General features: G+C 63.7%; 19 protein-coding genes. 7 read left to right on the forward strand and 12 right to left on the reverse strand.

Annotated elements, in window-relative coordinates; translation table 11 throughout:
• Window positions 1–51 precede the first annotated feature (51 nt).
• The 7 genes from hflX to PC358_RS18935 form a co-directional block, all read right to left on the reverse strand.
• Window positions 52–1,353, reverse strand: a complete 1,302-nt coding sequence (gene hflX / locus PC358_RS18905) for a ribosome rescue GTPase HflX (protein ID WP_033701809.1) — start codon at window positions 1,351–1,353, stop codon at window positions 52–54.
• A 12-nt stretch (window positions 1,354–1,365) separates the two neighbouring features.
• Complete coding sequence (hfq, locus tag PC358_RS18910) at window positions 1,366–1,626, reverse strand: RNA chaperone Hfq (protein WP_003258160.1); 261 nt, start codon at window positions 1,624–1,626, stop codon at window positions 1,366–1,368.
• A 94-nt stretch (window positions 1,627–1,720) separates the two neighbouring features.
• Window positions 1,721–2,692 (reverse strand): tRNA (adenosine(37)-N6)-dimethylallyltransferase MiaA, encoded by a 972-nt coding sequence (gene miaA, locus PC358_RS18915; RefSeq protein WP_033701810.1) that lies wholly within the window; start codon window positions 2,690–2,692, stop codon window positions 1,721–1,723.
• A 1-nt stretch (window position 2,693) separates the two neighbouring features.
• The gene (mutL, locus tag PC358_RS18920; RefSeq protein ID WP_033701811.1) at window positions 2,694–4,592 is read right to left on the reverse strand and encodes a DNA mismatch repair endonuclease MutL; all 1,899 of its coding nucleotides are present in this window, start codon (window positions 4,590–4,592) and stop codon (window positions 2,694–2,696) included.
• The gene (locus PC358_RS18925) at window positions 4,589–6,022 is read right to left on the reverse strand and encodes an N-acetylmuramoyl-L-alanine amidase (protein ID WP_033701812.1); all 1,434 of its coding nucleotides are present in this window, start codon (window positions 6,020–6,022) and stop codon (window positions 4,589–4,591) included. Before PC358_RS18925 ends, mutL begins: the two co-directional genes overlap by 4 nt.
• Window positions 6,023–6,042: 20 nt before the next feature.
• Entirely contained in the window at window positions 6,043–6,507 is a 465-nt protein-coding gene (gene tsaE, locus PC358_RS18930) for a tRNA (adenosine(37)-N6)-threonylcarbamoyltransferase complex ATPase subunit type 1 TsaE (protein WP_033701813.1), read from the reverse strand.
• Window positions 6,495–7,355, reverse strand: a complete 861-nt coding sequence (locus tag PC358_RS18935; RefSeq protein ID WP_033701814.1) for an NAD(P)H-hydrate dehydratase — start codon at window positions 7,353–7,355, stop codon at window positions 6,495–6,497. Before PC358_RS18935 ends, tsaE begins: the two co-directional genes overlap by 13 nt.
• A gap of 65 nt (window positions 7,356–7,420) precedes the next feature.
• Here PC358_RS18935 and queG point away from each other — a divergent pair, with 65 nt between their 5' ends.
• Window positions 7,421–8,485, forward strand: coding sequence for a tRNA epoxyqueuosine(34) reductase QueG (gene queG, locus PC358_RS18940; RefSeq protein WP_033701816.1), 1,065 nt, complete (start codon window positions 7,421–7,423; stop codon window positions 8,483–8,485).
• A gap of 24 nt (window positions 8,486–8,509) precedes the next feature.
• Here the strand turns inward: queG and PC358_RS18945 are convergent, their stop codons facing one another.
• Window positions 8,510–9,121, reverse strand: a complete 612-nt coding sequence (locus PC358_RS18945) for a trimeric intracellular cation channel family protein (RefSeq protein ID WP_033701817.1) — start codon at window positions 9,119–9,121, stop codon at window positions 8,510–8,512.
• Window positions 9,122–9,212: 91 nt separating this feature from the next.
• Entirely contained in the window at window positions 9,213–9,755 is a 543-nt protein-coding gene (orn, locus tag PC358_RS18950; RefSeq protein ID WP_033701818.1) for an oligoribonuclease, read from the reverse strand.
• Between the two features lie 141 nt (window positions 9,756–9,896).
• Between orn and rsgA the strand changes: the two genes are divergently transcribed.
• Together rsgA and PC358_RS18960 are read left to right on the forward strand one after the other, a co-directional pair.
• The gene (gene rsgA / locus PC358_RS18955; RefSeq protein ID WP_033701819.1) at window positions 9,897–10,928 is read left to right on the forward strand and encodes a small ribosomal subunit biogenesis GTPase RsgA; all 1,032 of its coding nucleotides are present in this window, start codon (window positions 9,897–9,899) and stop codon (window positions 10,926–10,928) included.
• A gap of 122 nt (window positions 10,929–11,050) precedes the next feature.
• A complete protein-coding gene (locus tag PC358_RS18960) occupies window positions 11,051–11,530 on the forward strand; it encodes a molecular chaperone Tir (protein ID WP_033701820.1) in 480 nt (159 codons plus the stop codon).
• Between the two features lie 116 nt (window positions 11,531–11,646).
• Here PC358_RS18960 and motB read toward each other — a convergent pair whose 3' ends face one another.
• A complete protein-coding gene (gene motB, locus PC358_RS18965; protein ID WP_033701821.1) occupies window positions 11,647–12,672 on the reverse strand; it encodes a flagellar motor protein MotB in 1,026 nt (341 codons plus the stop codon).
• Between the two features lie 3 nt (window positions 12,673–12,675).
• Window positions 12,676–13,527, reverse strand: coding sequence for a flagellar motor stator protein MotA (gene motA, locus PC358_RS18970; protein ID WP_033701822.1), 852 nt, complete (start codon window positions 13,525–13,527; stop codon window positions 12,676–12,678).
• A gap of 130 nt (window positions 13,528–13,657) precedes the next feature.
• Here motA and PC358_RS18975 point away from each other — a divergent pair, with 130 nt between their 5' ends.
• The 3 genes from PC358_RS18975 to asd are packed head-to-tail and all read left to right on the forward strand — an operon-like array spanning window position 13,658 to window position 16,920.
• Window positions 13,658–15,193 (forward strand): HDOD domain-containing protein, encoded by a 1,536-nt coding sequence (locus PC358_RS18975; protein ID WP_033701824.1) that lies wholly within the window; start codon window positions 13,658–13,660, stop codon window positions 15,191–15,193.
• 44 nt (window positions 15,194–15,237) lie between these two features.
• Complete coding sequence (locus PC358_RS18980; protein ID WP_033701826.1) at window positions 15,238–16,047, forward strand: rhodanese-like domain-containing protein; 810 nt, start codon at window positions 15,238–15,240, stop codon at window positions 16,045–16,047.
• Window positions 16,048–16,056: 9 nt separating this feature from the next.
• Window positions 16,057–16,920, forward strand: coding sequence for an archaetidylserine decarboxylase (gene asd / locus PC358_RS18985; protein ID WP_033701827.1), 864 nt, complete (start codon window positions 16,057–16,059; stop codon window positions 16,918–16,920).
• A gap of 46 nt (window positions 16,921–16,966) precedes the next feature.
• Here the strand turns inward: asd and serB are convergent, their stop codons facing one another.
• Complete coding sequence (serB, locus tag PC358_RS18990) at window positions 16,967–18,181, reverse strand: phosphoserine phosphatase SerB (protein WP_033701828.1); 1,215 nt, start codon at window positions 18,179–18,181, stop codon at window positions 16,967–16,969.
• Window positions 18,182–18,316: 135 nt separating this feature from the next.
• Here serB and PC358_RS18995 point away from each other — a divergent pair, with 135 nt between their 5' ends.
• The gene (locus tag PC358_RS18995; protein ID WP_033701829.1) at window positions 18,317–19,780 is read left to right on the forward strand and encodes an AhpA/YtjB family protein; all 1,464 of its coding nucleotides are present in this window, start codon (window positions 18,317–18,319) and stop codon (window positions 19,778–19,780) included.
• Window positions 19,781–19,908 lie beyond the last annotated feature (128 nt).

Below are 19,908 nucleotides of genomic sequence, written 5' to 3' on the forward strand. Positions count from 1 at the left end.
TCCAATGCTACAGAATGCCTGTCACTGCTGCCCGGCGACCTCGACGAGCATTTATTGCAAAGTGTGTTGCTCGACAAACACTTGCGGCTCCATGCCTTCGCGGCTGACCAGACGATTCAACTCGACCCTGGGCAGTCGCACGCTCAGCAGGCTGCGCCCTTCTTCATCATGCTCTTCACTCTGCACCGCCCCCAAGGCAAAGAATTGCGCGCGCAAGCGGGCAAAACGCTGCTCCAGGCACAGGGTGCCGACAAACAGATCATCCCCCAGCAACTCGGCAATCGCCTGGCCAACCAGCTCCAGGCCACGCCCGTCTCGTGCCGATACCCAGACCCGCTCCGGCTTGCCATCGGCATCGCGCTGGATCTGCGGCTCGACATCTTCAAGCAGGTCGAGTTTGTTATACACCTCAAGGATCGGCAAGCCTTCGGCGCCGATCTCGCCCAATACCGCCAGAACCTGTTCGATCTGCTCCATGCGGTCGGGCTCATGCGCGTCGATCACATGCAGCAGCAGGTCGGAGTTGCTCGACTCTTCGAGCGTAGCCCGAAAAGCCTCGACCAGCTTGTGCGGCAGGTGGCGAATGAAGCCGACAGTGTCGGCCAGCACGATTGGCCCAAGGTCATCCAGCTCGAGCCGGCGCAAGGTCGGGTCGAGGGTGGCGAAGAGCTGGTCGGCGGCGTAGACATCGGATTGAGTCAGGGCGTTGAACAGGGTGGACTTGCCGGCGTTGGTGTAACCCACCAGCGAGACCGACGGCAGCTCGGCGCGGCGTCGGCCGCGACGGGCCTGTTCGCGCTGGCTACGCACTTTTTCAAGGCGTGCCTTGATCTGTCGCAGGCGCACCCGCAGCAGGCGGCGGTCGGTTTCCAGCTGGGTTTCACCCGGACCGCGCAGGCCGATACCGCCTTTTTGCCGCTCAAGGTGCGTCCAGCCGCGTACCAGCCGCGTGCTCATGTGCTCGAGCTGGGCCAGTTCGACCTGCAGCTTGCCTTCATGGGTACGCGCCCGCTGGGCGAAGATATCGAGAATCAGCCCGGTGCGATCAAGCACGCGACACTCGAAGACACGTTCGAGGTTGCGCTCCTGGCTGGGCGTGAGGGTGTGATTGAAAATCACCAGGTCGACTTCATCGGCTTTGACCCGGTCGCGCAATTCTTCGACCTTGCCGCTGCCAATCAGGTATTTGGCCGTAGGCTGATGCCGTGACACGGTCACCAGCGAGACGATGTCCGCCCCGGCCGACAAAGCCAACTCCTGAAACTCCTGCGGGTCTTCGCGCGCCTCAGGGTTCTGTCCTTCCAAGTGAACGAGCAGCGCCCGCTCACCACCACCGTGGCGCTCAAAGAACAATGCAGGCTCCTATCAGGCGTTGCCTGGCTCGCTGTCACCGTGTTCGGAATCGGACGGGCTTGGCAGGCGAACCGGACGCGCAGGCACCACAGTCGAAATGGCGTGCTTGTACACCATCTGGCTGACGGTGTTCTTCAGCAGCACAACGAACTGGTCAAACGATTCGATCGAGCCCTGCAGCTTGATCCCGTTGACCAGGTAGATGGAAACCGGAACCTTTTCTTTTCTCAAAGTGTTCAAGTAAGGGTCTTGTAGCGAATGCCCTTTTGACATATGCCGCACTCCTGTAAGGATAAATAATAGAAAATCAAGAAAATCGATAAATTAGGCCGCCCCTTCGCAAGAATAGACGGCAATTAGCAGGGACTCAGCTCAATATGGAGACGCTTCCCAGGTATTTCAAGGTGCGGGACAGATTGTCGCAGGCCAGGCTGTCGAGCCAGTGGACGTCGGACCAACCGCGCAACCAGGTGAACTGTCGCTTGGCCAGCTGGCGAGTGGCAATGATACCGCGCTCTCGCATCTCATTCTCACTTAGCCTGCCATCCAGGTAGTCCCAGACCTGCCTGTACCCCACAGCCCGTATAGACGGCAACCCGGCGTGCAAGTCACTTCTGGCTCGCAGCGATCGGACCTCGTCGATGAAGCCCTGTTCCAGCATCTGCGAAAATCGTAACGCAATTCGCTGATGCAAAATGTGACGATCTGTAGGAGCAATCGCCAAACTCGCGACAGTATAGGGCAAATGTCCGTCAGCGCCTGCGTCTGCGCCGCGACTTTCCGCGTATTGACGCTGGCGATGAGCCGTCATGCTCTCGCCACTGACCCGGTAAACCTCAAGCGCACGTATCAGCCGCTGCGGGTCATTCGGATGGATGCGCGCCGCCGATTCAGGGTCCACTTCGGCCAGCTGACGGTGCAATTCGGCCAGGCCCAGTACACGCGCCTGGGCTTCCAGCTCGGCACGCACGCTGGCGTCGGCCGGCGGCATGTCCGCCAGGCCATCGATCAAGGCTTTGTAATACAGCATGGTACCGCCGACCAGCAGCGGGATCTTGCCGCGCGCAGTGATTTCGGCCATTGCCTGCAAGGCATCGGTGCAAAAATGTGCGGCGGAGTAGCTTTCGGCCGGGTCGAGAATGTCGATCAAACGGTGTGGGTGAGCCGCAAGCAGCTCTTTGGAAGGCTTGGCGGTACCGATGTCCATCCCGCGGTAGACCAGCGCCGAATCGACACTGATCAGCTCGCAGGGCAGGGCCTTGGTCAGCTCGATGGCCAGGTCGGTCTTGCCGGCCGCCGTCGGGCCCATGAGGAATATTGCTGGGGGCTTGCCGCTCATGTCATCGACCGCGCAGGAAAAGTTTGTCCAGATCGTCCAGGCCCATTTGGGTCCAGGTCGGGCGGCCATGATTGCACTGGCCGCTGCGCTCGGTGCTTTCCATGTCGCGCAGCAGTGCGTTCATCTCGGGGATGGCCAGGCGCCGGTTGGCGCGCACGGCGCCGTGGCAGGCCATGGTGCCGAGCAATTCGTTGAGGTGCGCCTGAATGCGGTCGCTGGTGCCGTATTCCATCAGGTCGGCGAGCACATCCTGTACCAGGCGGTTGGCCTCGGCCTGCTTGAGCAACGCCGGGATCTGCCGGATCGCCAAAGTCTCGGGGCCCAGGCGCTGCAGCTCGAAGCCCAGGCGCTGGAACCACTGGGCGTGTTCCTCGGCGCAGTCAGCTTCGCGCTGGCTCATCGCCAGCGATTCGGGCACCAGCAGTGGCTGACCGCTCAAGCCTTCGCTGGCCATGGCCACCTTGAGCCGCTCGTACATGATCCGCTCATGCGCAGCGTGCATGTCCACCAGCACCAGGCCGACGGCGTTCTCGGCCAGAATATAGATGCCCTTGAGCTGGGCCAGGGCGTAGCCCAGCGGTGGAATATCACCCTGGCTTTCGGGCAGCGACGACGGCGTCTCGGCGACGTCGGCCAGCGGCTTGTAGAACTCGCGATAGACGGCTTGCGACTCGGCTGCCGGCAACGGCTGGGACGGGCGCGGGCTGTACTGGGACTGATAGCCCGCGCCACTGCCACCATTGGAAATCGAAAACTGAGGTGCCCGAGGCTGTTCGAGCACCGGCGAGGCCAGGCGCATCTCACCCTGAGGCCCGAATTCACCGGCCTGTTGGCCACTGGGGCGAACGATTTCGGCAACGGCGGCGGGCGCGGCCAACTGGTCTTCCGGGCGCACATCGGCCAGGGCACGGTGCAAGGTACCGTAAAGGAAGTCGTGCACCGAACGCCCTTCGCGAAAGCGCACTTCGTGCTTGGTCGGGTGCACGTTGACGTCGACGCCGTTAGGCTCAAGCTCCAGGAACAGCACGAAGGTCGGGTGCCGACCGTTGAACAGCACGTCCCGGTACGCCTGGCGCACAGCGTGGGCCACCAGCTTGTCGCGCACCGCCCGTCCGTTGACGAAGAAGTACTGCAGGTCGGCCTGGCTACGCGAGAAGGTCGGCAGCCCTACCCAGCCCCACAGGCGTAGGCCGTTGCGCTCGACATCGATGGGCAGCGCCTGCTCCATGAAGCCAGGCCCGCAAATGGCGCCGACCCGCCGCGCACGCGCGGTTTCATCATGGGCCTCGTGCAGGCTGAGGATGCTCTTGCCGTTGTGGCGCAGGTGGAAGCCGACATCGAAGCGGGCAAGGGCCAGGCGGCGGATGACTTCCTGCAGGTGGTCGAATTCGGTCTTCTCGGCCTTGAGGAACTTGCGCCGCGCCGGGGTGTTGAAGAACAGGTCGCGCACCTCGACCGATGTACCGACCGGGTGCGCGGCAGGCTGCACGCGCGGGGTCATGTCGCGGCCTTCGGTCTCGACCTGCCAGGCCTCGCCGGCACTGGCCGTGCGTGACGTCAGGGTCAGGCGCGCCACCGAGCTGATCGAGGCCAGGGCCTCCCCCCTGAAACCGAGGCTCAGCACGCCTTCGAGGTCTTCCAGCTCGCGGATCTTGCTGGTGGCGTGACGGGCCAGGGCCAACGGCAGGTCGTCGGCGGAGATCCCGCCGCCATCGTCGCGCACGCGCAGCAACTTGACCCCACCCTGCTCGACTTCGACATCGATGCGCCGGGCACCGGAGTCGAGGCTGTTCTCCAGCAGCTCCTTGGCCACCGAAGCCGGGCGCTCGACCACCTCCCCGGCGGCAATCTGGTTAGCCAGCCGCGGGCTTAGCAGCTGGATGCGCGAGCCACCATTCATTGCTGCGAAGCCAGGGTGGTGGCTGGCACATCGAGACGCTGGCCGACCTTCAGCTCATCGGTCTTGAGGCTGTTGGTGCTGCGCAAGCTGGCCACACTGACCTGATAGCGAACCGCAAGCATGGCCAGGGTTTCGCCAGGGCGCACGGTGTGCTCACGTGGGCCGGCAGCGATCTTGCCGGTATCACGCAGCCAGGCGATGTAGGTGCCGGGCGGCGGATTCTGCTGGAAGAACTGCCGCACGCCGGTGTGGATCGAGCGCGCCAGGGCCTGCTGGTGGCTGCGGGTAGCCAGTTTGGCCGCCTCGTTAGCGTTGGAGATAAACCCTGTTTCAACGAGGATCGACGGAATATCTGGCGACTTCAACACCATGAAGCCCGCCTGTTCCACCCGCTGCTTGTGCAGGGAAGTGACGCGGCCCATGTTGCCCAGTACCTTCTGCCCGACATTGAGGCTGGAGCTGAGGGTGGCGGTCATCGACAGGTCGAGCAACACGCCAGCCAGCATGCGGTCCTTGTCGTCGAGGCTGACGTTGCCGGCACCGCCGATCAGGTCGGAGCGGTTTTCCGTGTCGGCCAGCCAGCGCGCGGTCTCGGACGTGGCGCCACGGTCGGACAAGGCGAATACCGACGCACCGAAGGCGGCCCTGGATGGCGCGGCGTCGGCGTGGATCGAGACGAACAGGTCGGCGCCCTTCTTGCGGGCGATTTCGGTGCGTTTGCGCAACGGGATGAAATAGTCACCGGTACGGGTCAGCTCGGCGCGGAAGCCCTTCTCGCTGTTGATCTGGCGCTGCAGTTCCTTGGCGATCTGCAGCACGATGTCTTTTTCGTGCTGCCCGCGCGAGCCAGAGGCGCCCGGGTCTTCACCGCCGTGACCGGCATCGATGGCGACCACGATGTCACGCTTGCCACTAGGCACCGGTGGCAGCTTGATGGCCGGTTGGGCCGGGCTCACCGGCACGGCCGGCGTGGTCGCAGGCGTTTGTACTGGCACAGGCGGTGGGGTCGGCGCGCTGGCGGCGACGGCATCGGCCTCCTGGTCGTACAGGTCGACCACCAGGCGGTTACCGTACTGGGCATTGGGCGCGAGGGTGAAGCTCTTGGGTGTGACCGACTTTTTCAGGTCGACCACCACGCGCAGGTCGGTAGGCGTGCGCTGGGCCGAACGCACGCTGCTGATCGGTGTATTGGACGTGGCCACGTTCAACGGCGCGGCCAGGGTCGCGCCATTGATGTCGATGACCAGGCGATCAGGTGCGCTGAGGGTGAAGACGCTGTGCTGCACGGGGCCAGACAGGTCGAAGACCAGCCGCGTGTTGTCCGGCGCGCGCCACAGGCGCACGCTCTTGACTTGTGTGACGGCCAGAGCCTCAACGGTCACCGTTGTCAGCAGCAGACCAACGATGGCGACCAGTGCGCGTATGCGCATACCTACCCCACTTTCTGTTTTTAGTGTTTGCCCAGTGCCACGCACCAGGCCTCGCCGCGAGCCCCCTGCGGCGAAAGGTTCAGCGAGCGTCCGCGCGCTTGGGGGCTTATGGTAATGGTCAGGTCAGGCTTTGGCAAAACGCCCGCACCCTTTTCTGGCCACTCGAACAGGCACAACGCATCGCCATCGAAGTAGTCACGAATGCCCATGTACTCCAACTCCTCCGGATCGACCAGGCGATACAGGTCGAAATGGAAAGCGCGCACGTCTCCGATCTCGTAAGGCTCGACCACGGTGAAGGTCGGGCTCTTGACTGCACCAGTATGGCCCAGGCCGCGGATCAGGCCACGCGAGAGCGTGGTCTTGCCAGCCCCCAGGTCACCTTCGAGAAAAATCACGCCGTGACCGCCGGTCACTTCGGCAAGCCGCGCACCAAACGCGACCATGGCCGCTTCATCGGCCAAAAACAAGGTTAAGCCAGACACGCAGAATGCTCCTCCAACAACTCACGAATGACCGGCGCCAGATCACTGGCTGCCAAGCCTCTACCCTTGACGCCCAGGCGCTCGCCCGCACAGGCATGCAGCCAGACACCCAGGCAGGCCGCCGGCCAGGCCGCCATGCCCTGAGCCAGCAGCGCCGCCAGCACGCCGGTGAGGACGTCGCCCAGACCAGCACCGGCCATGGCCGGGTGGCCACGGTCACAGCGCGCCAGTTGCCCACCAGGGTCGGCCACCAGGGTGCCGGCGCCCTTGAGCACGCAGACGCTGGCATAGCGGCGGGCGAGCTTGCGAGCAGCGCCCGGTCGGTCGGCCTGAACGGCCTCGGTGGAAATCCCCAGCAACCGCGCCGCCTCCCCAGGGTGCGGGGTCAGGATGCTGCCACTGGGCAGGGCCAGCGGCGTGCGCGCCAGCAAGTTCAACGCATCGGCATCCCACACCTGCGGGCGCGCGGCATTGGCCACTGCCGACAGCAGGCTGCGGCCCCATGCGCCCTGCCCCAGCCCCGGGCCGACCACCAGCACCGAGGCGCGCTCCAGCACGCCCATCAACTGATTGGCCGAACTCACGCCCAGGCACATGGTTTCTGGCAGGCGGGCCAGGCTCGCACCGACATGTTCCGGCCGCGTTGCCACGCTGACCAGGCCCGCGCCACAGCGCAGCGCCGCCTCGGCACTGAGCAGCACCGCGCCGCCGGTACCGAGGTCGCCACCGACCACCAGCACATGGCCAAAGTCACCTTTATGGGCATGCGCCTGCCTTGCCGGCAGGTGCGCGACGGTCACGCTACTGAGCAGTTGCGGGGCACTACCTGGGTGTTTGGTCTGGGGCATGGGGTCAAAGGCTCCAATGTCTGGCAGAATTATACGCACCTGAGCCCGTATTGCCTTGCCCATCCATGTCCGCTTGCACACTTGACCTCGCCGCACTGGCCCAATCGATCAAGAATTGGGGCCGAGAACTCGGTTTTGCCCACGTCGGCATCGCCGGTGTGGACCTTGGCGAGCACGAACAGCACCTGCAACGCTGGCTCGACGCTGGCTACCAGGGCGAAATGGAGTACCTGGCCGCTCACGACGGCAAGCGTGCCCACCCTGACCAGTTGATCCCCGGCACGGTACGGGTGGTGTCGCTGCGCATGGACTACTTGCCAGGCGACACGCAGATGGCGCAACGCCTGGCCCAGCCAGAAAAGGCCTACGTATCGCGCTACGCCCTTGGCCGCGACTACCACAAGCTGGTGCGCAAACGCGTGCAGCACCTGGCCGATCGCATCCAGGAAGACATTGGCCCGTTCGGTTACCGGGCGTTCGTCGACAGCGCCCCGGTGCTGGAAAAGGCGATTGCCGAGCAAGCTGGGCTGGGTTGGATCGGCAAGAACACCCTGCTGCTCAATCGCAAGGCCGGTAGCTACTTCTTCCTTGCCGAGCTGTTCGTCGACCTGCCGCTGCCGGTGGACGAAGCACATACCAGCGAGCACTGCGGGCGCTGCCAGGCGTGCCTGGACATCTGCCCGACCCAGGCCTTTGTCGGCCCCTATGTGCTGGATGCCAGGCGCTGCATCTCGTACCTGACCATCGAGCTGAAGGGTGCGATTCCCGTCGAGTTGCGTTCGATGATGGGCAATCGAGTGTTCGGCTGCGATGACTGCCAGATCGTCTGCCCGTGGAACCGCTTTGCCCGGCCCACCCAGGAGAGTGACTTCCAACCCCGGCATGGGCTGGAGAATGCCGAGTTGGCCGAGATGTTCCTGTGGGATGAAAAGACTTTTTTGCGCAAGACCGAAGGCGGGCCATTGCGGCGGGCGGGGTATGAACGCTGGCTGCGAAACCTGGCGGTGGGGTTGGGCAATGCCCCTTCGACGATTCCGGTGCTGGAGGCCTTGAAGGCCCGACGGGATGACCCGTCGGCACTGGTGCGTGAGCATGTCGAGTGGGCGCTGGCGCGTCACGGACAGGTGTAGGCGGGGTCAGGCGGGCGAGGCCCCTCACTGCTGGTCGTTGTAATGAAACTTGGGCATTTCCCAATGAAACCTGATCGCCAGCAAACGCAGCAGAAACCCGCCAAACAAGGTCAGCAACGTCGCCTGCTCCGCCGGCAGCTGAAAGTGCACGCAGCCCAGATAGAACCATGCCGCCGCAAACGACACGCTGGCATACAGCTCCCGGCGGAACACCAGCGGGATGTCGTTACAGAAGATATCGCGCAAGATCCCACCGAATACCCCGGTGATTACCCCGCTGATCGACGCCACCAGCATGCCCTGCCCCATCTCCAGCGCCGTCATGCAACCGATCAAGGTAAACGCCACCAACCCCAGGGCATCGAGCACCAGGAACAATGAACGCAGGCGGCGCATCATCGGTGCGATGAAAATCGTCAGCAGTGCCGCACAGCTGGTCAGTACCAGGTACTCCGGGTGCTTGACCCAGGTCAGCGGGTAGTGCCCAAGCAGCACGTCACGCACCGAGCCACCGCCCAGGGCGGTGACGCAGGCAATCAGCACCACGCCAAACCAGTCCATGCCGCGGCGGCCGGCAGACAAGGCACCGGTCATGGCTTCAGCGGTGATGGCAATGAGGTAGAGCATCAACAACATGGTGCGAGTCCGTGCGAGAAAGGCGCGCAGTCTAACCAGTTGCCCGAGGCACCAAAAGAGGGCGCAGACACAATATCTGCGCCCTTTCAGCTCACACCTTGATGAAGTGCTCGCGGTAGTGGCGCAACTCGGCGATCGACTCGCGGATATCGTCCAGCGCCAGGTGGGTGCCGCCCTTCTTGAAGCTGTCGCGAACATTCGGCGCCCAGCGTGCGGCCAGCTCCTTGAGGGTCGAGACGTCGAGGTTGCGGTAATGGAAGTAGTTTTCCAGGTTGCGCATATGGCGATAAAGGAAACGGCGGTCCTGGCAGATGCTGTTGCCGCAGATGGGCGACTTGCCTTTGGGCACCCACTGCTCGAGGAAGGCGATGGTCTGCGCCTCGGCCTCGGCCATGCTGACGCGGCTTTCGCGCACACGCTGGGTCAGGCCCGAGCCGCCGTGGGTACGGGTGTTCCACTCGTCCATGCGCGCCAGCACTTCGTCACTGTGGTGAATGGCGATCACCGGGCCTTCGGCCAGGGTGTTCAGATCGCTGTCGGTGACAATCGTGGCCATCTCGATGATGACGTCGCTGTCCGGATCCAGGCCGGTCATTTCCAGGTCGATCCAGATCAGGTTCTGTGGGTTGTGCATGCAGGGGCTCCTCGTATAGGCCGTCATAGTAGCCTAGCGGGGGCGGCCGGCGCATGCGCGGCGCAAAGGTAAGCCCAATGGTCGAGCGCCCGGCGTGCTAAACTGCCTGCCGTTTTCAATCTGTCCCAGCACGGAACCTTCATGGCCAAACGCCAGCTCAATCGTCGCCAAAACTGGCGTATCGAAAAAATCCAGAACGAGCGCGCCGCTCGCGCCGCCAAACGCGAGCAGCACACGCTGCATGAACTGGAGGGCGGCGACCTGGGGCCAGAACAACTGGGCCTGGTGATTGCCCACTTTGGTGTGCAGGTCGAGGTCGAGGCCCAGGACGGCGATACGGCCGGCCAGGTGTTCCGTTGCCACCTGCGGGCCAACCTGCCTGCACTGGTCACAGGCGACCGTGTGGTCTGGCGTGCAGGTAACCAAGGCATCGGCGTGATCGTCGCGCAGATGCCGCGCAGCACCGAACTGTGCCGGCCGAACAACCACGGCCAGCTCAAGCCGGTCGCGGCCAACGTCGACCTGATCGTGATCGTCTTCGCGCCAGCGCCCGAGCCACACCCGAACCTGATCGACCGCTACCTGGTAGCCGCCGAGCATGCCGGCATCCGTCCGCTGCTGCTGCTGAACAAGGCCGACCTGATCAACGACGAGAACGGCCCGGCCCTGCATGCGCTGCTCGAAGTCTATCGCGACCTCGGCTACCCCTTGCTGGAGGTTTCTGCCCACCAGGGTGATGGCATGCAACGCCTGCAACAGATGCTGGACGGGCACATCAGCGTATTCGTCGGCCAGTCGGGCGTGGGCAAGTCGTCCCTGGTCAACAGCCTGCTGCCTGCCGCCGACACCCGCGTCGGTGACCTGTCCGAGTGGTCGGGCCAGGGCACGCACACCACCACTACCGCGCGCCTGTACCACTTCCCCAACGGCGGCGACCTGATCGACTCGCCGGGCATTCGCGAATTTGGCCTGGGCCATGTCAGCCGCGATGACGTGGAAGACGGTTTCATCGAGTTTCGCGACCTGTTCGGCACCTGCCGCTTCCGCGATTGCAAACATGACCGCGAGCCAGGCTGCGCACTGCTCCAGGCCTTGGACGATGGCCGTATCAAGCAGCAGCGCATGAACAGCTACCGCTCGATCATCGCCAGCCTGCCGGAAGACAGCTACTGATTAGCCTTTATTGTAGGAAGTATTACCGGGGCATGTAGGACTGCTCCGGTTTTACCGTCATCTATTGCCCCTTCTACTGCTTTCGCTGATGGTCATGCCTTCTATCAGGGAGGGCAACCGCCATGCCGGTTCTTATCAGCTACCGCCACGAAGAGCGGCTCGATGCGTTCATCCTCAATGAGCGCCTGCTGCTCGAAGGCATCGCCACCCAAGTGGTACAGCTTGACAGCGAAGGGCATACCCGCGATGACCTGCATGGCAGTTTTTGCCAGCAGATGAGCGATGCTACTCATTGGGTCGGGGTGCTGCCCGCCGACGCTGCCGAAGACTGGTGGACTGCTTGGCTGCTTGGGGCTGCGGCAATGGCCTGCCGGCGGATCAGCTTCTATCGCAAAGGGCCCGCGCCACTACCGGAATGCCTGGGCAGGTGGCCGTGCATGCGTGAGCGGGCGCATATCGACCTGTTCGTGCGGGCCTATCATGACGAGCGCACGTTCGAGCGGGCCATGACACTGCCGCCAGGGCGAGGGTTGGGTGCTGACAGGGATAATGCCGATTTCTTTCATGCCGATCTCAAGGCCAAGATCCGCCGAGGGTTTTGAGGGCCATGTGATGGCTGGCACCGGCTTCGCCGGTGCTCGCGGGGCAAGCCCGCCCCCACAGAGGCACAGCTATCAATGCGATAACTGTTTGTCTATCGGAGCGGCTGCGCGAGGGGTTACTGCTCTTTGGCGTCGTCCAGCTTCAGCGCCCCATCTTCGAAGATGTTCAGCTTCTCGCGCAGCTCACGCGGCTGCATCGGTGCCTGCTCGGCCTCTGGTACAGCCGGGGCCGAGGCGCCCGGTGCGGTGTCGGCAGGTGCTGCTGGCTCGGCCGGCGGCGTTTCGGGCGCTGCCTGTTCACCCTCGATGTTGCGCTGGGCCTTCTTGGTCAGCACGATGATGTCGATGCGCCGGTTGACCGGGTTGAACGGGTCCTTGCGGTCGAACAACGACGACGAGGCGTAACCCACCACCCGGGCCACTTGCTCGTCCGGATAGCCGCCAGCGACCAGCGCGCGCCGCGCCGCGTTGGCACGGTTGGCCGACAGTTCCCAGTTGCCGAACTCACCGGTGCCAGCAAACGGCTTGGCATCAGTGTGGCCACTGATGCTGATCTTGTTCGGCACCGCCTTGATGGTGTCGGCCATGGCCAGCAGGATGTCCTCGAAATACGGCTGCAAGCGCGCACTGCCGATGTCGAACATCGGCCGGTTCTCGGCATCCATGATCTGGATACGCAAGCCGTCCTGAGTGATCTCGAACAGAATCTGGTCCTTGAACTTCTGCAGTTGCGGGTTTTCCTCGACCTTGTTCTGCAGCTCCTGCAGCAACAACTCGAGGCGCTCGCGTTCGACCTGCTCGGCCATGGTCTCGACCTGGTCCTTGCTCAGCTGAACGCTGGATTCAGGCGTCGGTTCGGACTTCACTTCAGGGTTGATAGTCTTCTCCGGTGCCATCTCGGGCGAACCGCCCAGGTCGATGACGTAGGGCGTGCCACTCTCGGAAAAGCCGATCGGGTCCTTGAAATAGCCGGCAATGGCGATCTTCTGCTCAGGCGTGGCTGTGGACAACAGCCAGAGCACCAGGAAAAACGCCATCATCGCCGTGGCGAAGTCGGCAAAGGCGATTTTCCAGGCGCCGCCATGGTGGCCGCCGCCGAAGCGCTTGACGCGCTTGATGATTATCGGCTGATTGTTCTCCATGACTCAGCGACCGCGAACCGCTTGTTCCAGCTCGGCAAAACTTGGGCGATGCTTGGGGTAAAGCACCTTGCGACCGAACTCGACAGCCAGGGACGGTGGCATGCCCGAGGCCGACGCGACCAGCGAGGCCTTGATCGACTCGTACAGGTTGATCTCTTCCTTGGCATCGTGCTCCAGGCACTTGGCCAACGGGCCGAAGAAGCCATAGGCCGCCAGGATACCGAAGAAGGTACCGACCAGTGCCGCACCCACGTGCATGCCGATGGCCGCCTGGTCGCCCTCGCCGAGCGAGGCCATGGTCACCACGATGCCGAGTACCGCCGCAACGATACCGAAGCCCGGCATGCCGTCGGCAATGCCGTTCACCGCATGGGAGGGGTGTTCGAGCTCTTCCTTCATGCTCAGCAGCTCCATGTCGAACAAGCCTTCGAGCTCGTGCGGGGCCATGTTGCCGGTGGACATGATGCGCAAGTAGTCGCAGACGAACGCGGTCATGCGCTCATCAGCCAGTACGGTGGGGTACTTGGCGAAGATGGGGCTGGCCGCGGCGTCCTCGATATCACTCTCGATGGCCATCATGCCTTCACGACGGCTCTTGTTGAGGATCTCGTACACCAGGCCCAGCACCTCCAGGTAATAGGCGTGGGTGAAGCGCGAGCCGAACATCTTCATCGACTTCTTGATGACGTGCATAGTCATGTGGCCAGGGTTGGCCTGCAAGAATGCACCGAAGGCCGCACCGCCGATGATCAGTACTTCGAACGGCTGGATCAGCGCCGCGATCTTGCCGTGGGAGAGCACGTATCCGCCGAGCACGCTCGCGAATACGACGATGATGCCGATAATTTTAGCCATAGGTTCAAAGCACTTGCTGTCGTGGTCAGGGTGAGAGACGGGAGCGTTAAAACTCTTCTTCTACTTATCGGCAGAACTGCGCCAGACTATAGCCACTCAAAGCGAAAAGCCAGTTCGGACTGATGTCAAAATGCCAATTGAAACCAAGGTGCCCGCTCAGCCGCCACGTACGTTAGAGGCCTGGGTAAAGCTGCTGGAGAGTGTTCGCATACCTGTGCCGAAACAGAGTTACGACCGGGTATTGGCGGCCATAAACGACAGCCGCCGCTCCCTGCGCGATATCGCCGAACTGATGCAGGATAGCCCGGCACTGGTGCTTTCGGTCATGCGTGAGGCCAATCACCCGACCAACGCCAGCCAGGCCGAGCCCGCCGAGAGCCTGGAAATTGCCCTGAACCGGCTGGGCCTGACGCGTATCGAGCAGTTGCTCAAGCGCCTGCCCTCGCTGCCAGCCGACGAGGTCCCGCCGGTACTGGGCCAGTTCCAGCTGATCAGCCAGCACGCCTCGCAGCAGGCCAGCGGCCTGTTCGCCAGCCGCCTGGCGCGCTTGTGGCAAGAAATCCACTGGGGCAGCCTGCTGTTCCTCGCCCCACTCTGGCCGCTGGCACTGGCCTACCCGAAGCTGCTCGACACCTGGGAGCTGCGGGTTATCCACAAGGGTGAGAAAGCCGCCGAGGTGGAGCAGGAACTGTTCGGTGTGCGCATCATGGCGCTGTGCCAGACCATGGCCGAGTACTGGCGCCTGCCGCAATGGGTGACCCAGGGCTACCGCATGCTGCTGGATGAACGCGAGCAACTGGCGCAGGTGTTCAACATTGCCCGCGATCAGGACGTGCTGAGCCAGCAACACCGCCTGGATGAGGAGCCCGGCCTGCGCCGCTGGTTCAACCAGCCGGCCAATACCGCGCTGCTGGCCAACGGCCTGGCCCTGGCGGCGCAGGTGGGCTGGGACAACCCGCACCTGCTGCGCTGGCAGTTGCTGACCGCGCTGTACCTGCAGACGTCGCTGGATGACGTGCAGCAGCAGGTTCACCAACAAGCGGCGGCCAGCGCCCGGCGCCATGCCCACCAGGCACTGTTCCACCCGGCCGAAGCGCTGATCTGGCCCTGGCAGCAACGCCGCCCGCACCCAGGCATGCTGGCGCCACCGCCGCCCAGCAGTGAAGAACTGAACCGCTGGCGCACGCTGTGCCAGGACCTGCTGGCGCAGCCAAGCCCGTTCACCAATACCGTGCACCTGGCCACCCAGGCCCGCGAGGCCCTGCTGGCCTGCGGCATGCAGCGCATCATGCTGCTGACCCTAGACAAGGCGACCGACTACCTGCGCGTACAGCAGACCGCCGGCCTGCCCAAGGAAGCCGCTGCCATGGCCTTGCAAGTGCCGCAAAGCAAGCTGCTGCAAAAACTGATGAGCAAGGCCGGGCAACTGCGCCTGACCCCGGAAAACCACGGCCAGTTCTCGGCCCTGCTGCCTGCACCGCTGCGCGCCCTCTTCCGGAGCGAGCACCTGCTGCTGCGCTCGCTGGCAGTCAACGACCAGGTCATGATGCTGGCGGTGGCCGACCAAGGCGGCAACCCTCTGGCCGATATCAGCGTGCAAGCCTTTGGTAAAACCGCGCAATGCATCGAGCGCGCGCTGTCCGTGTTTGCCAACCGCAAGGGCTGAGCCTTGCGCTACAATCGCCCCTCTTTCCACACTGGAGACCGTGGATGACTGACTTTTCCGGCCTGCCCCTGGTGATCGAAGCCGCGGATCTCTTGCCGCGCCTGGGTTCGCCGCACTTGATCCTGGTCGACTTGAGCAGCGCGAACCGTTATGTCAGCGGGCACGTCCCCGGCGCCCGCTTCGTCGAAGGCAAGCGCACTCAGCTGGGCCTGCCACCAGCGCCGGGCCTGCTGCCGGCACTGGCCGACCTGGAAAAACTGTTCAGCGAGCTCGGTCATCGCGACGATGCCGTCTACGTGGTCTATGACGATGAAGGCGGCGGCTGGGCCGGGCGCTTCATCTGGTTGCTCGACGTGATCGGCCACAAGGCCTACCACTACCTCAATGGCGGCATTCAGGCCTGGCCGGCGGACACGCTCTCCACCGACGTGCCGGCCAGCGGCAATGCCACCGTGCGCCTGCAGGTGCACAGTGAGCCAACGGCCACCCGCGAGTACCTGCAAAGCCGCCTGGGCGCCGATGACCTGGTCATCTGGGACGCCCGCGGCCCGCTGGAGTACAGCGGCGAGAAGGTGCTGGCAGCCAAAGGCGGCCACATCCCCGGCGCGGTCAACTTCGAGTGGACGGCCGGCATGGACCTCAACGACCACTTGCGCATCCGCAACGACATCGCCGAAGTCCTGCAAAAGCTGGGCATCACGCCCGACAAGGAAGTGATCACCCATTGTCAGAGCCACCGCCGCTCCGGTTTCACCTACCTGGTGGCCAAAGCCCTCGGTTACCCACGCGTCAAGGCCTACGCTGGCTCGTGGAGCGAATGGGGCAACCACCCGGACACGCCTGTTGAAGTTTAAGGAACCTGCATGAAATCCCGTTTGTTCATCATCAGCCAGTACCTGCTGCCGCACCACCTGCTGTCGCGGCTGGCCGGCTGCATTGCCGAGTGCCGTGCACGCTGGTTCAAAAACGCCTTCACCGCCTGGTTTGCCAAGCGCTACCAGGTGAACATGTCCGAGGCCCTGGTCGAGGACTTGAGCGCTTACGAACACTTCAACGCGTTCTTCACCCGTGCCTTGAAGCCCGGCGCCCGTCCGCTGGACGAAACCCCCGGCGCCATCCTGTGCCCAGCCGACGGTGCTGTCAGCCAGCTTGGCCCGATCGAGCACGGCCGCATCTTCCAGGCCAAGGGCCACGGCTACAGCGCCCTGGAGCTGCTGGGTGGCGACCCGGCCCTGGCCGCGCCGTTCATGGGCGGCGAATTCGCCACCATTTACCTGTCGCCGAAGGATTACCACCGCGTGCACATGCCGCTGGCCGGCACCCTGCGCGAGATGGTGTACGTACCGGGCCGCCTGTTCTCGGTGAACCAGACCACGGCCGAAAACGTGCCCGAGCTGTTTGCCCGTAACGAGCGCGTCGTCTGCCTGTTCGACACCGAACGCGGCCCGATGGCCGTGGTGCTGGTAGGTGCGATGATCGTTGCTTCGATCGAGACGGTCTGGGCCGGCCTGGTAACGCCGCCCAAGCGTGAGTTGAAGACCTTCCGTTACGACGAAGCCAGCCGTGCGCCGATCCACCTGGAAAAAGGTGCCGAGCTGGGCCGCTTCAAACTGGGCTCGACCGCCATCGTGCTGTTCGGGCCAGAGCAGGTGAAGTGGGCTGAAAGCCTGGGTGCTGGGTCGGCAGTGCGCATGGGCCAGCAGTTGGCAGCGCCTGCGCAGGCTTGATCGCCTTGTAGAAGCTGGGGCTGCTGTGCAGCCCCGGTCGTTCAGATCAACCGCGGGCGTCGCGATCGCGCAGGCCCAACAGGTACAGCACCCCATCCAGCCCCAGGGTGGAAATCGCCTGCTTGGCCGATTGACGCACCAGCGGCTTGGCGCGGAAGGCCACGCCCAGGCCGGCCAGCGACAACATTGGCAGGTCGTTGGCGCCATCCCCCACGGCGATGGTCTGGTCCAGTTGCAAGCCTTCTTCGCTGGCCAGTTGCTGCAGCAGTTCAGCCTTGCGCTGAGCATCGACAATCGGCTCCACGGCAACGCCGGTCACCTTGCCGTCGACCACTTCCAGCTCATTGGCGAACACATAGTCGATACCCAGGCGCGCCTGCACCTGCTTGGCGAAGTACGTGAAGCCACCGGACAGGATCGCAGTCTTGTAACCCAGGCGCTTGAGCTCGGCGAACAGGTTCTCGGCACCTTCGGTCAGGCGCAGCGACGCACCGATCTCATCCAGCACCCCTACATCCAGGCCTTTGAGCAACGCCATGCGCTCCTTGAAGCTGGCGCGGAAGTCCAGCTCGCCACGCATCGCCCGCTCGGTGATCGCTGCCACCTGCTCGCCAACGCCAGCGGCCTTGGCCAGCTCGTCGATGACTTCGGCCTCGATCAGGGTCGAGTCCATGTCGAATACCGCCAGGCGGCGGTTGCGACGGAACAAGTCGTCCTTCTGGAAAGCGATGTCGACACTCAAGGCTTCTGCCAGGGCGAAGAAGTCTGCGCGCAACGCCTGAGCATCGCTCGGCACGCCGCGCACGGAGATCTCGATGGCCGCCTTGCCCTTCTCGGTCTCGGCATCCAGCCCCACGCGGGCAGACAGCCGTTCGATGCGCTCGATGGTCAGGCCGTACTGGCTGATGACCGCACTGACGCGCTGCAACTGCTCAGGGGTGATCTTGCGGCTGAGCAGGGTGACGATATGACGCGCCTCACCGTGGCCATCGGCCCAATGCTGGTAATCCGCCTCGGAAATCGGCGTGTAACGGGCCTGCAGATTCAGTTCGTGGGCCTTGGCCTGCACGCTTTGCAGCAGGCGAGTGGCCACTTCGTTGTCCGGGATATCGACCAGAATGCCGAACGACAACGTGCCGTGCATGACCGCCAGGCCGATGTCGAGAATGCTCACACCGCCCTGCAGCAGGACGCCAGTGATGGCCGCAGTGAGACCTGGACGGTCTTCACCTGTGATGTTGATCAGGACGATTTCGCGCAAGACCGGACTCCGACTTCGATGAAAAATGCGCATTCTACCGATTTTCAGTGACCATCGGGCGCGAACGATGCTTTGCCGACAAAACCGGTGTCGCTATACTGCCCAACACTTTTATGCCATTAAGAGCCGAGCGCTGTGAACCGGCCCACCCCCGTCAAGCCAGACAACTTCTTCCTGATGATCTATCGTGCCCTGAGTCAACGTCGCGTCCCTCTGGCGCTACGCATCGCCTGCACCAACATATTCCTGGTGGCACTGGCACTGGTCATCTATGCCTGTGTGATGGGCCTGCAGTTCAAGCAGGCCATGCACGAGCAGGCCGACGCGCTCGGCCAGAGCCTGACCACGCAGACGGCCACGTCGGCCACCGAGCTGTTGGTGTCCAACGACATCCTCAGCCTCAACGTGCTGCTGGGCAACCTGGTGAAAAACCCGCTGGTGGCCCATGCGGCCATCTACAGCGTGGACAACCGCATCCTCGCCGAGGCTGGCCAGCGTCCGCGCAATAGCCTGCTGGGTGAAGCCGAAGGCCTGTACCAGACCAAGATCACCTTCCAGGACGTCACGGCCGGGCAACTGCGCATCAGCCTGGACATGAGCCAGTTCCAGCAGCCGATGCTGATCAGCCTGCAGAGCATGGGCATCCTCGCCGCCATCCTGCTGGCCCTGGCGCTGAGCCTGAGCCTGCGCCAGGCACGCCATATCACCACACCGCTGCTGCAGTTGCGGGTGTGGCTGCGCGACCCGCAGCCCTATACGCCGGCCACCGACCGCCAGGACGAGATCGGCGATATTGCCCGCCAGCTGCATACTCGCCTGGCGCCGCCGCCGCCACCTGAGCCAGAGCCGGAAGAAGAGGACGACGAAGACGACTTCGACGACCTGCACGATCACGCGCCGGCCCCTAAGACTGCGCCGCGCGCCAAGGTTGTCGCCCAGGTTGACGAAGAGGACGACGATGCCTTTGCCGGGCTGCTGGACAACGACGAAAGCGCGCCCAAGCATGTGCCATACGATTCGGACGAGCCGCAGAACAGCGCTGTACTGGCCGTTCAGCTCGGCTCCCAGGAGCAACTGCGCCGCCTGCCGCGCACGCGCCTGACCGAATTGCTCGAGCGCTACCGCGACTGCCTGGAACAGGCCGCTTCGCTGTATGAGGGTGAAACCCACACGCTTAACGACGGCAGCACCCTGGTGCTGTTCCACAGCCGCGACTGTGGCGAGGACTACCTGACCAACGCGATCTGCTGTGGCGAGTTACTGCGTGCGCTGGGCCATGCCTTGCAGATCGAAGTGGCCGACAGCGGCATTACCCTGCAACTGCAGCTGGGCCTGGCGCTGGGTAATGACCTGCAAGGGTTGGAGCTGGTTGACCTGCTGATGGCCGAAAAAGCCCAGGATGCCCTGGCGCTGTCGCAGCACAGCCGTAACCTGCTGCTGGTGGAGCGCCAGATCAGTGATGACGCGCTGATCCGTCAACGCGCGCGGATCCGCCCGATTGCCAGCCCGGAAGGCGCTTGCTGTGTAGAGCGGTTGATGGAGCCGTATCCGTCGATGCTGGAGCGGCAATTGGCGCGGATGCACGAGCGCCGGGCCTGACACAAAGGCCGCCTTGCCGGGGCGCCGGACCGGTCGGAAAGGGGCGCGCAGCTGCCCTTGTAGGAGCGGCCTTGCGTCGCGAAAGGACTACGCAGCGCCCCTTGTAGGAGCGGCCTTGCGTCGCGAAA

The organism is Pseudomonas capeferrum, from assembly GCF_000731675.1.
Lineage (GTDB): Bacteria > Pseudomonadota > Gammaproteobacteria > Pseudomonadales > Pseudomonadaceae > Aquipseudomonas > Aquipseudomonas capeferrum.